At 36.4% G+C, this 14,367-nt stretch carries 17 protein-coding genes; 7 read left to right on the top strand and 10 right to left on the bottom strand.

What is annotated here, in order from left to right; all coding sequences use genetic code 11:
- Positions 1–307 precede the first annotated feature (307 nt).
- Positions 308–2,035 carry a glutamine--tRNA ligase/YqeY domain fusion protein gene (locus tag RMB06_RS10240; protein ID WP_017385407.1) on the bottom strand — a complete coding sequence of 576 codons (1,728 nt, stop codon included), beginning with the start codon at positions 2,033–2,035 and terminating at the stop codon, positions 308–310.
- Between the two features lie 167 nt (positions 2,036–2,202).
- Here RMB06_RS10240 and RMB06_RS10235 point away from each other — a divergent pair, with 167 nt between their 5' ends.
- Both RMB06_RS10235 and RMB06_RS10230 read left to right on the top strand, forming a co-directional pair.
- Positions 2,203–2,712: a peptidylprolyl isomerase gene (locus RMB06_RS10235; RefSeq protein ID WP_002122280.1), complete on the top strand. Its 510-nt coding sequence runs from the start codon at positions 2,203–2,205 to the stop codon at positions 2,710–2,712.
- Positions 2,713–2,727: 15 nt separating this feature from the next.
- A complete protein-coding gene (locus RMB06_RS10230; RefSeq protein ID WP_311079361.1) occupies positions 2,728–3,447 on the top strand; it encodes a UDP-2,3-diacylglucosamine diphosphatase in 720 nt (239 codons plus the stop codon).
- A gap of 7 nt (positions 3,448–3,454) precedes the next feature.
- Here RMB06_RS10230 and RMB06_RS10225 read toward each other — a convergent pair whose 3' ends face one another.
- Positions 3,455–3,685 (bottom strand): hypothetical protein, encoded by a 231-nt coding sequence (locus RMB06_RS10225; protein WP_311079360.1) that lies wholly within the window; start codon positions 3,683–3,685, stop codon positions 3,455–3,457.
- 138 nt (positions 3,686–3,823) lie between these two features.
- Between RMB06_RS10225 and nfsB the strand changes: the two genes are divergently transcribed.
- The gene (gene nfsB / locus RMB06_RS10220; protein ID WP_311079358.1) at positions 3,824–4,477 is read left to right on the top strand and encodes an oxygen-insensitive NAD(P)H nitroreductase; all 654 of its coding nucleotides are present in this window, start codon (positions 3,824–3,826) and stop codon (positions 4,475–4,477) included.
- A gap of 39 nt (positions 4,478–4,516) precedes the next feature.
- Here nfsB and RMB06_RS10215 read toward each other — a convergent pair whose 3' ends face one another.
- The 5 genes from RMB06_RS10215 to tsaE all read right to left on the bottom strand — a co-directional run bounded on the left by RMB06_RS10215 (position 4,517) and on the right by tsaE (position 9,488).
- Entirely contained in the window at positions 4,517–5,374 is an 858-nt protein-coding gene (locus tag RMB06_RS10215) for a DMT family transporter (protein ID WP_311079357.1), read from the bottom strand.
- A gap of 141 nt (positions 5,375–5,515) precedes the next feature.
- A complete protein-coding gene (gene hfq / locus RMB06_RS10210) occupies positions 5,516–6,028 on the bottom strand; it encodes an RNA chaperone Hfq (protein WP_068557462.1) in 513 nt (170 codons plus the stop codon).
- Positions 6,029–6,121: 93 nt separating this feature from the next.
- Entirely contained in the window at positions 6,122–7,066 is a 945-nt protein-coding gene (miaA, locus tag RMB06_RS10205) for a tRNA (adenosine(37)-N6)-dimethylallyltransferase MiaA (protein ID WP_068562735.1), read from the bottom strand.
- A gap of 6 nt (positions 7,067–7,072) precedes the next feature.
- Positions 7,073–9,022, bottom strand: coding sequence for a DNA mismatch repair endonuclease MutL (gene mutL, locus RMB06_RS10200; RefSeq protein ID WP_311079354.1), 1,950 nt, complete (start codon positions 9,020–9,022; stop codon positions 7,073–7,075).
- The gene (gene tsaE / locus RMB06_RS10195; RefSeq protein WP_311079352.1) at positions 9,015–9,488 is read right to left on the bottom strand and encodes a tRNA (adenosine(37)-N6)-threonylcarbamoyltransferase complex ATPase subunit type 1 TsaE; all 474 of its coding nucleotides are present in this window, start codon (positions 9,486–9,488) and stop codon (positions 9,015–9,017) included. The genes mutL and tsaE overlap by 8 nt, the downstream gene beginning before the upstream one ends.
- Before the next feature lie 120 nt (positions 9,489–9,608).
- On the opposite strand from tsaE, the gene RMB06_RS10190 reads away from it, so the two are divergent.
- The 3 genes from RMB06_RS10190 (at position 9,609) to RMB06_RS10180 (ending at position 11,478) form a co-directional block, all read left to right on the top strand.
- Positions 9,609–10,517 carry a pseudouridine synthase gene (locus tag RMB06_RS10190; RefSeq protein ID WP_311079350.1) on the top strand — a complete coding sequence of 303 codons (909 nt, stop codon included), beginning with the start codon at positions 9,609–9,611 and terminating at the stop codon, positions 10,515–10,517.
- A gap of 110 nt (positions 10,518–10,627) precedes the next feature.
- Positions 10,628–10,936, top strand: a complete 309-nt coding sequence (locus tag RMB06_RS10185) for a type II toxin-antitoxin system RelB/DinJ family antitoxin (RefSeq protein ID WP_005068595.1) — start codon at positions 10,628–10,630, stop codon at positions 10,934–10,936.
- A gap of 98 nt (positions 10,937–11,034) precedes the next feature.
- Positions 11,035–11,478, top strand: coding sequence for a GNAT family N-acetyltransferase (locus RMB06_RS10180; protein WP_002122286.1), 444 nt, complete (start codon positions 11,035–11,037; stop codon positions 11,476–11,478).
- Here RMB06_RS10180 and RMB06_RS10175 read toward each other — a convergent pair.
- Positions 11,471–12,175 carry a pseudouridine synthase gene (locus tag RMB06_RS10175; protein ID WP_032055701.1) on the bottom strand — a complete coding sequence of 235 codons (705 nt, stop codon included), beginning with the start codon at positions 12,173–12,175 and terminating at the stop codon, positions 11,471–11,473. The genes RMB06_RS10180 and RMB06_RS10175 overlap by 8 nt on opposite strands.
- 102 nt (positions 12,176–12,277) lie before the next feature.
- A complete protein-coding gene (locus RMB06_RS10170) occupies positions 12,278–12,496 on the bottom strand; it encodes a hypothetical protein (RefSeq protein ID WP_002122273.1) in 219 nt (72 codons plus the stop codon).
- A gap of 250 nt (positions 12,497–12,746) precedes the next feature.
- On the opposite strand from RMB06_RS10170, the gene RMB06_RS10165 reads away from it, so the two are divergent.
- Positions 12,747–13,199, top strand: coding sequence for a DUF441 domain-containing protein (locus RMB06_RS10165; RefSeq protein WP_017480868.1), 453 nt, complete (start codon positions 12,747–12,749; stop codon positions 13,197–13,199).
- Positions 13,200–13,259: 60 nt separating this feature from the next.
- On the opposite strand, the gene RMB06_RS10160 is transcribed toward RMB06_RS10165, so the two are convergent.
- Positions 13,260–14,180 (bottom strand): LysR family transcriptional regulator, encoded by a 921-nt coding sequence (locus RMB06_RS10160; RefSeq protein WP_002122195.1) that lies wholly within the window; start codon positions 14,178–14,180, stop codon positions 13,260–13,262.
- Positions 14,181–14,367 lie beyond the last annotated feature (187 nt).

Here is a 14,367-nt window from a genome sequence, read left to right as displayed (position 1 = left end):
AGTGTATTATTAATTTGTAACACAAAATATACGTTGATTTACTATGGATATCTGGAAATTTCTTAAAAGCTTTAATACGGTCAATACTTATTTATTGCTTTCATGTATTCTCCTTATAATCTTGGTTCTTTATTTTTATGTGATTAATCCAACCTAAGCTAATTTGCCAAGGATATTAATCATAAAGAAAAAGAAAATATGAGAAGACATCTAAATAAAAAGCCCAACTGAGTTGGGCTTTTTTAAATCTGCTGTTTACTCACAACATGTTGTTCGTCTTGCGAAAAAGTAAGAGATAATCAATCTCTTACTTTTTCTCAGGCTTGAAACTATCTTTCAAATCAAGAATACGGTTGAAAACCGGTTTCTCTGGTGAATGATCATATTGATCAGCAACGAAATAGCCTTCACGCTCAAATTGGAAACGATCTTCAGGATTCGCTTGTGCCAAAGCTGGCTCAATGACAGCTTGTACCACTTTTAATGATTCAGGATTAAGATTTGCCAAGAAGTCATCATCTGCATCAGGTGCAGCTTCAGTAAACAAACGATCGTAAATACGCACTTCAGCAGGAATCCCTTTAGTTGCAGATACCCAGTGAATCACGCCTTTAACCTTGCGGCCTTCCGGATTCTTTCCTAGAGTTTCAGGGTCAATTGAACATTTCAGTTCAATCACTTCACCATTTGCATCTTTAATGACTTCATCACATTTAATCACGTAAGCATGACGTAAACGCACTTCACCGTCAGGAATTAAACGTTTAAAGCCTTTTGGCGGTACTTCTTCAAAATCTTTACGATCAATATAGATTTCCTTAGTTAAAGGAATCACACGATCACCCATATCAACATTAGGATGGCGAGCATGCGTAAGATCCATATCTTCAGGTAAATTAGTTAAAGTCACTTTAAGTGGACTTAAAACAGCCATACCACGCGCAGCAGTATTTTCTAAAGATTGACGAATACAGAACTCAAGCATTGCAACATCAACAATACCGTCAGTTTTTGACACGCCTACACGCTTACAAAAATCACGTAAGCCTTCAGGAGTAAAACCACGACGGCGCATACCGACTACGGTTGGCATACGTGGGTCATCCCAACCATTTACATACGCACCTTCCACCAATTTACGTAATTTACGTTTTGACGTAATGGTGTAATCCACGTTTAAACGTGAAGATTCGTACTGATGTGGAACAGCTTTAGATTTTACTTTTTCAACAATCCAGTCATAAAACGGACGGTGATCTTGGAATTCTAATGTACAAAGCGAATGGGTAATTCCTTCAATGGCATCAGACAATGGATGAGCATAGTCATACATTGGGTAGATTTTCCATTTATCGCCAGTTTGATGATGCTCTGAATGTAATACGCGATATAAAATCGGATCACGCATATGTACATTTGTACTTGCCATATCAATCTTGGCACGTAAAACCGCTTCACCCTCTTTAAACTCACCGCTACGCATTTTTTCAAAGCGAGCAAGATTCTCTTCAATAGAAGCATCACGGTATGGAGAGTTTTTACCTGGCTCAACAAAGCTACCGCGGTTTAACTTAATTTCTTCTGGAGATTGTAAATCTACATATGCATCGCCTTGTTCAATAAGTTGAACTGCCCATGCATATAATTGATCAAAATAACCCGATGCATAGCGTGGTTCACCATTCCAGTTAAAACCAAGCCATTTCACATCATTCGCAATACCGTCAACATACTCTTGTTCTTCAGCATCAGGGTTTGTATCGTCAAAACGCAAATTACACAAACCATCAAATTCTTCAGCCACACCAAAGTTTAAGCAAATCGCTTTTACATGGCCAATATGTAAATAACCATTTGGTTCTGGTGGAAAACGCGTTACGATCTGCTTTGCACGTCCCGTAGCCAAATCATCAGTAATGACTTGGCGAACAAAATCTAAGCCAGCCTGTTGTTCTTGCTGCGCAGAATCGACAGAGGCATGAGTATTCGGTGTCGGGTTATTAGGCAGGCTCGAGACAACATCATTAGGCTTCATAGTGTATCAATCACTTCTTTGTAGATAAATTTCGAAAAATTTAAACGCTATCTTCATTTTTCACAAAGATTTTAACGTTTTTTACTTGCCTTGTAGTTTACAGTTTGCTTATGCTTCTCTCAACCAAAAACCCATGGTCATAAGCCCATGTTTAGGAGATTAATGTAATGAGTTTTCCTCAAGTCGAATTAAACACCAATAAAGGTCGTATTGTTCTTGAACTAAATACTGAAAAAGCACCAAAAACAGTAGCAAACTTTTTAGAATATGTACGTGACGGTTTTTATGACGGCGTTATTTTCCACCGTGTCATTGATGGTTTCATGATCCAAGGTGGCGGGATGGATGAAAACTTCAAAGAAAAAGCAACTCGTGATTCTATCGAAAACGAAGCTGACAATGGTTTAAGCAATGATGTTGGTACGATTGCTATGGCACGTACTCAAGCACCTCACTCTGCTTCTGCACAGTTCTTCATTAACGTAAAAAACAACTCTTTCTTAAACCATACCTCTAAAACTGCTCAAGGTTGGGGTTATGCTGTATTTGGTAAAGTTGTTGAAGGTATGGATGTTGTTGAAGCGATCAAAGGCGTTCGCACTGGCAACCGTGGTTACCACGCTGACGTTCCTTTAGAAAACGTTGTAATCGAATCTGCTAAAATTATTTCTGAATAATTTTAGGAATAAGCTGTGACTTATCTGTTTATCTCTGATTTACACTTGTCACCTGAACACCCTCGACTTGTTCGAGGGTTTTTAGATTTATTGGTGCATTATCAAAATAAACAAACACAGCTTTATATTCTAGGTGACTGGTTTAACGCTTGGATTGGCGATGATTACTCAGCACCATGGCTTGATGAAATTGTTGAGGCATTAAAAGACTTTAACAAAAAAGGAAATCGGGTTTACTTCCAAGTAGGTAACCGTGATTTTGCTTTAAATCAGATTTTCCTTAATAAATTTAACGGTGTATTACTACCCGACATTTATTATCTTAATATTGCTGGACATCAGTACCGTTTAGAACACGGTGATGCCCTATGTACAGATGATATTTCTTATCAAAGATTTAAGAAGATTATTCGAAATCCGCTCTTAGTTGCTCTTTTACGTCGTACACCACTGAGTTTTCGTACTAAACTGGTTAATGGCTTTCGAAAAAGAAGCTCCGCAGATAAACAGCAAAAAAGCTATGAAATTATGGATGTAAATGAGCAAGCTGTACTTTCTGCTTTAACAGATGTAGATATACTGATTCATGGGCATACCCATCGCCCTGCAATTCACCAAGTACAAGCTAAACAACGAATTGTTCTTGGCGATTGGCGTGAAGATCAAGCTTATATTTTGGAAATTGATCCATCTTCAAATACACAACAGCTTGAATTGATTATCTGGAATTATTAACTAAAAATTAGTCACTTTTTATTTGAACTTTCAATTCTTTAATTTTGTTATTTAAATCAAAATCGTAAATCGCACATAGACTGGCAATAAATACAAATTTCCAGCTTATATGTGCATGATTGTGATACTCAATGTATAAAATCAAAATACTCAAAACAAATGCAAAAATGATAAAAGCTTTCACAATTCTAATTTCCCGCAGCTTACTCTTTGCATCTGTTGGCATTAAATCAATCATTTCCAATAGGCTACTAAAACTTTATATGAAATTATATTTCTTTATCAAACTACCTAGGAAATGTTTTTGAATAAAATAGCGTATGATGACAAAGATTAAATTCTCTCAATTGCCATAAGATTGATATGGAGCACACCTATGGACTTATTGAATTCTGTTAAAAGCCGCTATACAACAAAAGCATATGATTCTGAAAAGAAAATTCCTCAAGAAAAAATTAATAAATTATTAGAAATTTTACGTTTTACCCCTTCTTCAGTAAATATTCAGCCTTGGCACTTTGTAGTTGCAGACAATCTTGCAGCTAAAGAACGAATCGCAAAAGCATTAACAGGAAAGTATGCTTACAATGCCCCTAAAGTGCTTGAGTCATCACATACACTTGTATTCTGTACAAAAACGGATATTACATCTGAGTACTTAAATCAACTACTTGAGCAAGATGATCTAAGTGGCCGTTTTAAAGATGAAAAAGCAAAATTAGGTCAAAAAGATACTCGCCATGGCTACGTCGAGTTCTACCGAAATGAACAGAAAAATTTATTCGGGTGGATGGAAAATCAAACATTCATTGCTTTAGGACAGCTACTGTTTGCTGCTGGCTTAGAAGGCATCGATGCGACTCCAATGGGTGGATTTGATGAAGAAGTTCTAAATACTGAGCTCGGGTTAACTGACAAAGGCTTACGAAGCTCTGTGATTGTTTCTCTAGGCTATCGCAGTGAAAATGACTTTAATGCTAAGCTTCCTAAATCACGTCTGCCAGATGAAGTGATTTTCACATATTTATAAAAATCTCTATAGTTCAAGAGATTCTATTCTCTTGAACTATCAAGCCATAGCGCTAGCTAAACAAACTACCCCACTTATTCCTAAAAGGATCCCAAAAATAGTAGGCCATTTTAATTTTTCTTTATATAAAATCACTCCACTCGCAATTCCAAATAACACAACAAGAATATTCATGCTTGCAAAAACAATAGCAGGTGAATCTTTTAAAAGAATATGAGCTTTTACATATAAAGCAATATTTGAAAAATTGAGTATTCCTAATATTAATCCAGCTATCGTACTTTTAAACTGCCACTTTTGAGTCTTCTGTAGCAATAAATATGAAATCGACAATATAAAAGCAGTAATAAAAATAAGATTTAAAGTAAGAGTAAACTGCAGACCTAAACTACTTGTATATTTCAAGAGAATATCTACTGCAGCATAACCACACCATACACTTAAAAGAGCAAAGATCGCTTTTCGAGATTGGTGATTTGCTGAAGAATTGATTTGCCCAAATAATACGAGTAAGACTGCAAGAATTCCTAAACCTATTCCCCATAGTTTTAATGCATTAAATTGCTCATGAAAAAAGAAATATGCTGCGAGCAAAGAAAGAACAACTGAAAGGCGCTGTGCAAGTTCAGTTTTAACAATTCCTGCATATTCTAGTGATTTAGCAAGACATAAAAAAATACTAGGTAAAATTATTCCTAAAGCAAAGATTAACCACCAAGGCGTATGTTGTATTGAAACATGTTGAATATCAGGCTGAAACCACCAAAAACAAAGAAGACTTGCGCTTGCATAGTTCCATGCAATCATTTGTAGTGGTTGATAACCTTTTCTCTTTAAATTTTTTAATAGGATAGATACCAAGACACTGCTAAAAGCAGCAGCTAATATTAATAGCATTCATTAAAGCCCTATTTATTTAAATAAAATTAGTCATCATGGTAAATCATTCTCCATGACCAGTTAAATATTCTGAATCAACTTTTAAATACACATAAAAAAACCAGTCATTGTCTGACTGGTTTCTTTTTAAGATTTCAATTAACGATTATTTTCGTCGTCTTGACCATCTTCAAATTTAGAATCGTTGTCAAAACCACCTTGATGACCACCGAAGCCACCTTGACCACCGAAGCCACCTTGACCACCGAAGCCACCTTGACCACCAAAGCCACCGCCTTGACCACCGAAACCACCTTGACCACCGAAGCCACCTTGAGCGCCACCGAAGCCGCCTTGAGCGCCACCGAAGCCACCTTGAGCGCCGCCAAAGCCGCTACCTTGACCACCAAAACCGCCTTGAGTGCCGCCTTGTGCTGGGAAGCCTGTACCTTGTGCGCCTGCTGGACGTGGATTACGTGCTGGAACAACAGTTGAAATCGCGTGTTTGTAAACCATTTGACTTACAGTATTTTTTAATAAAACAACATATTGGTCAAAAGATTCAATATGACCCTGTAATTTAATACCGTTCACAAGGAAAATAGAAACAGGGATACGTTCTTTACGGAGAGAATTTAAGAACGGATCTTGTAAAGTTTGACCTTTAGACATTTTTAACTCCAAAAAAAATTTTTAAATCAGCGCAAAAAAACTATCTTTATTTTTCAACTAAAAATTATAAAAAGACAGTGTGCAAATTTTGCTTTATCCATAAGAGTTTCGCAAGTCTTCTTTCGCCTGCTTTATCGTCAAGTAAGTTTTAAAATCGTGTATTTCTTGCAAAGAACGTAACCACGTATATTGACGTTTGGCAAGTTGTCGTGTTGCAAATAAAGCTTTATCCTCCATTTCACGTTTACTTTTGAGACTTAGATCACTTTTTAATAGAAATTCTAGTGCTTGTCGATAACCCACCGAACGCATTGAGGGTAAATTTTCATCTAAATCGTATTTTTCAATTAGAGCTTCAACTTCACTCAAAAAACCGATATCCCACATTTTGCTTAATCTTTGCTCAATGCGTTGATGTAATTCTACCCGATCTGGAAGTAAAGCGTAGTTATGAAATATGTATCGATATGGTACGTTTTTTGGTTGTTCTGCCTGCAATTTAGTAATTGGTTCACCCGTAATTTTATAAACTTCCAGTGCCCGAATAATTCTTTGCTTATCAGTTACATTAAACTTTATAGCGGCAGCAGGGTCTACAGAAACCAACTCATCATAAACTGCCTGCCATCCTTCGTTTAGAGCTTTTTCTTCAATTGCAGCTCGAACTTCAGCATCAGCACTTGGTAAATTACCAGACAATCCTTCTAACAGTGCCTTGAAATATAACATTGTCCCTCCTACTAAAATAGGAGTTTTGCCACGTGAATGCATTTCATCAATCAATTTACATGCATCTTCAACAAACTGAGCAGCTGAATAGACTTCCAGAGGAGTAATAATATCAATAAGATGATGAGGATAGAGTTCTTGCTCTTCACGAGTTGGTTTAGCCGTGCCAATATCCATATCTTTATAGACAAGAGCGGAATCAACAGAAATTAGCTCAAAATTTCCACGCTCGTATAATTCACATGCCAAAGCGGTTTTTCCGCTCGCAGTTGGTCCCATTAAATTGATGACGGGCAATTGATTTGACATGTAAAACTACTCTCCTCGAGCAAATAATTTATCTAATTGAGATAATGGGAATGCACGCCAAGTTGGCCGCCCATGGTTACATTGGCTCGCAAATTCGGTTTGTTCCATTTGACGAAGTAAAGCATTCATTTCTGAAAGACTGAGTTGTCGATGTGCACGTACTGCTCCATGACATGCCATTCCAGCTAACAACTCATCTCTTTTTTGAAGTAATCCTTGTGCTTCATCATTTGGATCTAAATCATTTAAAAGCTCTGGAATAAGATTTTCAAAATCAGCTTTTTGTAATATGGCAGGCACACCACGAACAATAACTTGCTCATCACCATATAAATCAATTTCTAAGCCTAAGCGCTCAAGCTGAGGTTTTAACTCTTCAACTCTAACGGCTTGCATACGGCTAATGGAAATCACCTTAGGTATAAGCAGTTGTTGAGATGTCCAAAATTCAGGTTTATCCCAAGCATTTTTCATTTGCTGTAATAAAATACGTTCATGTGCTGCATGCATATCAACAATAATAAGCCCTTCGGTATTCTGCGCTAAAATATAAATTCCATGCAGTTGAGCAATTGCGATACCTAATGGAAATTCATCTACTTTAGCAACTGGCTCAACCACCTCATTTACCGAAAAATTAGTAGGTTGGTCACGAAGTGGGGCTAAATAAGTTTTTAAAGCATTATTTAATTGAGCAGAACCACTATATTTTGGTGTTTGATCTGCATAGTGAACAGCTTGCGGACGACTAGCGTTAAAATCAGTTAATAATTCAGTCGGTGCATGCTGAGTCTGTGGCTCACTATCTTCATTTAAAGTTTCATTTGCTCGGTGCAATGAAAATTGTTCTTGATATTTAGGCTGCGGCTGTACTGAATAATCTGATTGTTCATCTACTTTCATCGCTTGAGCTAAATCAGCACTCGCTGTCTGAAATTGGGATAGAGTTTCTTTTGCATAATGCCTTACAAACTCGTGCACTTCTCTTTGATTTAAAAAGCGAATCTCATGTTTAGTCGGATGAACATTGACATCAATATTTTCAGGATCGACTTCTAAAAAAAGTAAATAAGATGAATGTTGATGCCCATGTAAAATACCATCATAGGCCATGCGTAGCGCATGCGAAATCGTTTTATCTTTGACAATACGACCATTTACATAGACATATTGCATATCAGCCTGCGCACGTGCATCTGAAGGATGACCAAGCCAACCTGATAAACGCATACTAATACTTTCAGCATCAATCCAATATGCATTTTGAACAAATTGTGAGCCTAATAATTGCTGAACTCGCTGAAAACGTAGCTCTCCGCTATCCGCTATAGGTAAATTAATTCTTATATTATCATTATGTTCAAGCACAAAACGTATATCGAAATGTGTTAGGGCTAGACGGCGAACGATTTCTTCAATATGACCAAATTCAGTGGTTGGTTTTTTTAAGAATTTACGACGCGCAGGAACATTAAAAAATAAGTCCTGAACTCGAATATGAGTACCTTTTTGTGCTGCAACAGCTTGTACCTCTTGATGATCAAATGCTGTACCATTTACCTCAACCTGATGGCCAATACCACTTTCATCTTGGCTACTGGTCAAAGTCAATCTTGATACAGCAGCAATCGAAGCTAGGGCTTCCCCACGGAATCCCAAACTCACAATCGCATGTAAATCTTCAGCAGTTTTAATCTTACTTGTGGCATGACGCATGACAGCAAGCGCCAAATCATCCGGATGAATACCATGCCCATTATCAATGATTTCGATTAAAGTCGAACCACCTTGAGCAATCCGTACAATCAGCTCAGTCGCACCTGCATCAATTGAGTTTTCTAATAATTCTTTGACCACAGAAGAAGGTCGCTCAATCACCTCACCTGCTGCAATCTGGTTCGCTAACGCTGCGTCTAATGTATGAATACGACGTTGTGTTAGCTTTTCATCAGTCATGAAGCTGTTCCTGCAAAGTCTGGTACAAATTTTCTGTTGGTAAAGTTAACGTTACGAACCGGCTCAACTCATCATCTGACTTTTGAATGTCAATGATGATATCCGCTTGTGGAATTTCATCACTACCTTTAGAGGGCCATTCAAACAAAAATAACGCATCAGTGATATCTAAATAGTCACGGATTCCCATTAATTCAAGTTCGTACGGATCATTCAAGCGATACAAGTCAAAATGAAAAATTTCTTTATCATTAATTTTATATGGCTCAACGAGTGTATAAGTTGGACTTTTAACAGAGCCTTTGTGACCTAAAGCCTGTAAGAAATAGCGCGTAAGTGTGGTTTTACCCGCGCCCAAGTCCCCAATTAAATAAATTACACCCGACTGAACATGCTGCGCCAAAGCTTGAGCTAAACGCTCAGTATCTTCTTCATGATTTAAGACCAATTTCAATGAATACGACATAGCACACATAACATGATTCAAAATAATCGATATGATAACATTGCCCTGCCTTAAAAGCCTACTTAAGCCCTAGAAGTTGGCTTTTTTTATATCAATTTTCTTAAATATTCACACTTTCTTATGTCTAGTCCAAACGAATTTCTACCACCCATGATTGATGGAGTAAGTGCGAGTCAAGTCTATCTTCCTGTGCAAACAGATGCTCAAACTATTTATGAGTATCTCTGTGGTCACTTTCCACATATTAAAACTGAAGAATGGGAACAAAGATTTCAAGACGGCCTTATATATGGCGCAAATGGACAAAAACTAACATTAGAAAGTCCATACCAAAGTAATACGCATATTTTTTATTATCGATTTCTTGCTTATGAAGTCCACGTTCCATTTGAACATCGGATTTTATTTGAGAATGATGATTTACTGGTGGTCGATAAACCACATTTTTTAACAATTAGCCCCACTGGACAATATGTTCAAGAAACGCTTTTAGTGCGGCTAAAAAAACAAACAGGCAATGAATTTTTAACCCCTATTCATCGCTTAGACCGCGAAACCGCGGGTGTTGTTCTATTTTGCAAACGTGTTGAATCGCGTGGTATTTATCAACAATTATTTGCAGAGCGCCGAGTCAATAAAATTTATCACGCTATTGCACCTTATAAAAAAGATTTAAATTTTCCTCAAACATTATATTTGCATTTAGATAAAGGCCATCCTTTTTATACGATGCAGGTTATAGAAAATGTGAAAGCCAATACCCAGACTGATATTGAGCTTATCGAGCACAACCAGATTTGGGCAAAATATCGCTTAACTCCTACAACGGGCAAACAGCACCAACTTCGAGTGCATCTTAATTACTTAGAAATTCCTATTAAAAATGATCCATTTTATCCAGTAGTTCAGCACAAAGCTGAGGATGACTTCTCGGAACCATTACAGCTTCTGGCTAAGCATATTTCATTTACAGACCCCCTCACAAAACAGGGAATGTCTTTTAATTCCGAGTTTGAATTGACATTGTAATGTAACCGTAATGACAAAAAGATTATTTTTTATGCCAAAAAGCATTGAAATTACATTGCGATGGTTTAAAATAAATTCCTAAAAATTAAAATCATTTGGTTTTGTTATTCATGCGAAAAACAGAAGTTTATCAGGTTCGACTTGACTCCCAAGAAAAAAAGCAGGCTTTTGCTGTTTTTAAACAACTGGGAATTACCCCTGCCCAAGCAGTACGACTTTTTTTTAAACAGGTCGTATTAACTAAATCTATTCCTTTTGCTATCGAAAATCAGAATATTAATATGGAACAATTATTAAAACTGAGAAAAGCAAAAGCATCTTCATTAAACCAAAACTCATCAACTATAGCTGAAGATGATGACCATGAAGATTTATTTGAAGAGTTGAATGCACTTCTTGGTGAAAGCGACAAAACTTAACACTGTTGCATTTATAAACAAGTTTTAACGTCAAAAAGCTCTTTTTTTCGTTATGCTCTCTTTGTAAAAACATAATGATAAGTTACAAGGAGTGCCAAATGATCGTTAGACGAGCGACTTTTGAAGATTTAGAGCAACTCGCCGTTTTATTTGATGAATATCGCCAATTTTATGGGGCCTCTTCTAATTTTAATGAATCACTTCACTTCCTAAAACAACGTTTTGAGAATAGAGAAAGTGTGTTCTTCATTCATATTAAAGACGATAAAATTACGGGTTTTATTTTACTCTATTTAGGTTTTTCTTCAGTTGCTTGTTCAACTTACTATATTTTAGATGATGTATATGTTACGCCTGTTTTCCGACGTCAAGGTTCTGCTAAACAGCTAATCGATACAGCAATCTTATTTGCAAAGCAAGAGAATGCTTTGCGGATTAGTTTGGAAACTCAAAGCAACAATCATGAATCTCATCGTTTATATGAACAAATGGGATTTATTCGAGATAGTGAGTTCCAAACCTTCCATTGTTTTCTCAAATGATATTTTGAGCGAGCTGTTTTTGTTGTTCAGATAAATAAACCCATTCTCCATCTTCAAGTTCAGGTAAAACCAATTGCCCGACTTGATGGCGATGTAATGCTTCTACCTTATTTCCCACAGCTGCAATCATTCTTTTTACTTGATGATAAACACCTTGATGAATCGTCATGGTTAATTGATGCGTTTCTAATATCGCTATATCCGTTGCAGCGAAAACACCTTTTTCCTGATGTAGGCTTACACCTTGGCTCAGCATTTCAATTTGCTCTGGTGTAACCGGATCTATAGTCGTAACATGATAAACCTTTGGAACATGCTTACGGGGATGAGTTAAAGCTTGAAGATATTTACCGTCATCAGTAAGTAAAAGTAAGCCTGTTGTATCTTGATCTAGACGGCCAATGGCTTGCACACCACGTTGAATCATAATTTCGGGTAAAAGGCTAAATACGCTTTGATGATGGTGAGGTTGGTGTGAACATTCAAAACCTTTCGGTTTCTTTAACGCAAGGTAAACTTTTTCTCGATATTGATAAGTTTCCCCAAAAAGAGAAAATTCTAAATTTTCTGGAGAGAATTGCTTTTTAAGGTCACTTACAACCTCTCCATCAATACTTACAGATCCGTTTTTTATTAACTGCTGACAATATTTACGAGAACCAAACCCTTGTGATTGTAAAATTTTTTCCAGCAGCATGAAGTTTTCTCATTAGAACTAAGCTGTTATTTTAACGTAGTTTCCATTTTTTACTAAATACTACTCGCTACTGTTTTCATCTACTTAAACTAGTTCGCACCCTTACTCTTCAACGACTCGATAAATATTTTCATTCTGTTCGCTTTCAAATAATAATTCTGTAGTAGGCAAAATAATTTCATTATCAACAATAATATGCTCAATACGTTGGCTTAGTTTTAAAGATTCATTTTCATGTTCCACTAAATTTTTCTTTAGTTGTGCTTTTGCATCATGAATCTTATCAAACTGATCTTTGATCTTGATATCTATAATGTCCATAAAAATATCCCGTACTCATGAGTAATGACTATTTTTATATCATAATTTTTAAACGCTATAATTTTTAACTTGTTAATTTATATAACATTGTTTCCAAGCGTAACCAAAAATTAAAACTCCTTATCATTGAGAGATATACACTCAATTTTTAATTAAGAAGAGCTGAAATCAGCTGTATCTTTTAAAGCTTTCACATTCCAAGTCTTAAATATTATACAATTCCATTTATTTATAATGCCCTCCGCTCGCCATGCTTGCCCAATTTGATGTTAATTTAGTTGTTCTACTCGTTCTGCTTGTCTGCGGCTTATTAAGTCAAAATGCAGCTGTAACTATTGCAGCAGGTGTGTTGATTGTCGTTAAAATCACACCATTAAATGAGTTTTTCCCTTATATTCAAGCTCATGGTCTTAATTTAGGAATTCTTATTTTAACCATTGGCGTACTCACTCCAATTGCCAGTGGGAAACTCAGTGGAGAGAGTATTTTAAAATCCTTTATTAGTGTTAAGTCTATTATGGCTATCGCAATTGGCCTGTTAGTCGCCTGGCTAGGTGGTCGCGGAGTAAAACTAATGTCGAGCCAACCTGACGTAGTTGCAGGTTTACTCATTGGTACAGTTGCTGGTGTCGCTTTACTCCGTGGTGTACCAGTCGGTCCTCTAATTGCGGCAGGCCTACTCTCTTTATTCATTGGCAAATAAGAAATTGACATAAAAAAGGTGCAATAAAGCACCTTTTTAACACTTAGGCTAAATTATTTTTTAGCCAGAATAATAAGCGTTTCGCTTTAGAGAGAACTTTTCTAACTGCTTTAAAAAGCCTTCAAAATAACTTTTCTCTTTTTCTTCAGTTCGGTAGCCCGCATATAAAGTTCGTCTTAAACCTGTAGGAGAAACACAATCTAAACGACGACTAGTAACCCATCCCTTTTGTTCATACTCATTCACCACCCAATCAGGTAAAGCAGCAATACCTCGTCCACTTGCAACAAGTTGAATAAGCATTTGAGTTAAATCTGTTGTCCGTATTTGTTTAGGCTGAATATTCGCGGGGATGAAAAGTTTAGACATAATATCTAAACGGTGCTTATCTACTGGATAAGTAATTAAAACTTCTTCGGCCAACTCTTGAACTGTAATATTTTCAGCCCGCACCAAAGGGTGAGTATTTGATAAGACTAACCGTGACTCATATTCAAAAATCGGAAAATACTCAATTCCTTTTAACGCGATTGGGTCAGCTGTAATCAATAAATCAAATTCTGCATTTTGTAAGAGTTCATGTGGATTAGCTTCAAACCCCGAAGCAAAGTCTAAATCGACGTCAGGATATTGCTGGCGATACTGATTTAATAAAGGCATTAACCAGTCAAAACAACTATGGCATTCCGATGAAAAAATAATTCTACCTGTCTGTCCATGCACAATACGTGTGATATCACTATGTGTAATCTGGATTTGTGGTAAAACATCATCTGCTAACTTTAATAAGCGCTGTCCAACATTAGAAAAACTAACAGGTCTACTTCGACGATTAACTACTTCTACTCCATACCAATGGTCTAATTCTTTTAATTGATGGGAAATAGCAGATGGCGTCAAACAAAGGTCATTTGCTGCCGAAACTAATGAACCATGCTCACGTAAAGCAACTAAAGTTTTAAGGTGGCGTATTTCTAACATGGGCCCAAGCCTAAAAAACAGATTTATCTATAAATGGATAAAGCTCATCTTTGCTTTTCCATAAAACTTTCGACAAATCTTTATTGATGAATTTTATTCACTTTAACATAAAATTAGTTAGTTTGTCTCAACATGAATTTTATTTCACTATTTTTACATGGTATGAATTTAGGTATCATTCAAAAAT

Origin of the sequence: Acinetobacter sp. V104_13 (assembly GCF_031798995.1) — a bacterium.
Classification (GTDB): domain Bacteria; phylum Pseudomonadota; class Gammaproteobacteria; order Pseudomonadales; family Moraxellaceae; genus Acinetobacter; species Acinetobacter pittii.
The sequence above is the reverse complement of the archived record's forward strand: the minus strand, read 5'-3'. Positions and strand labels throughout refer to the sequence as shown.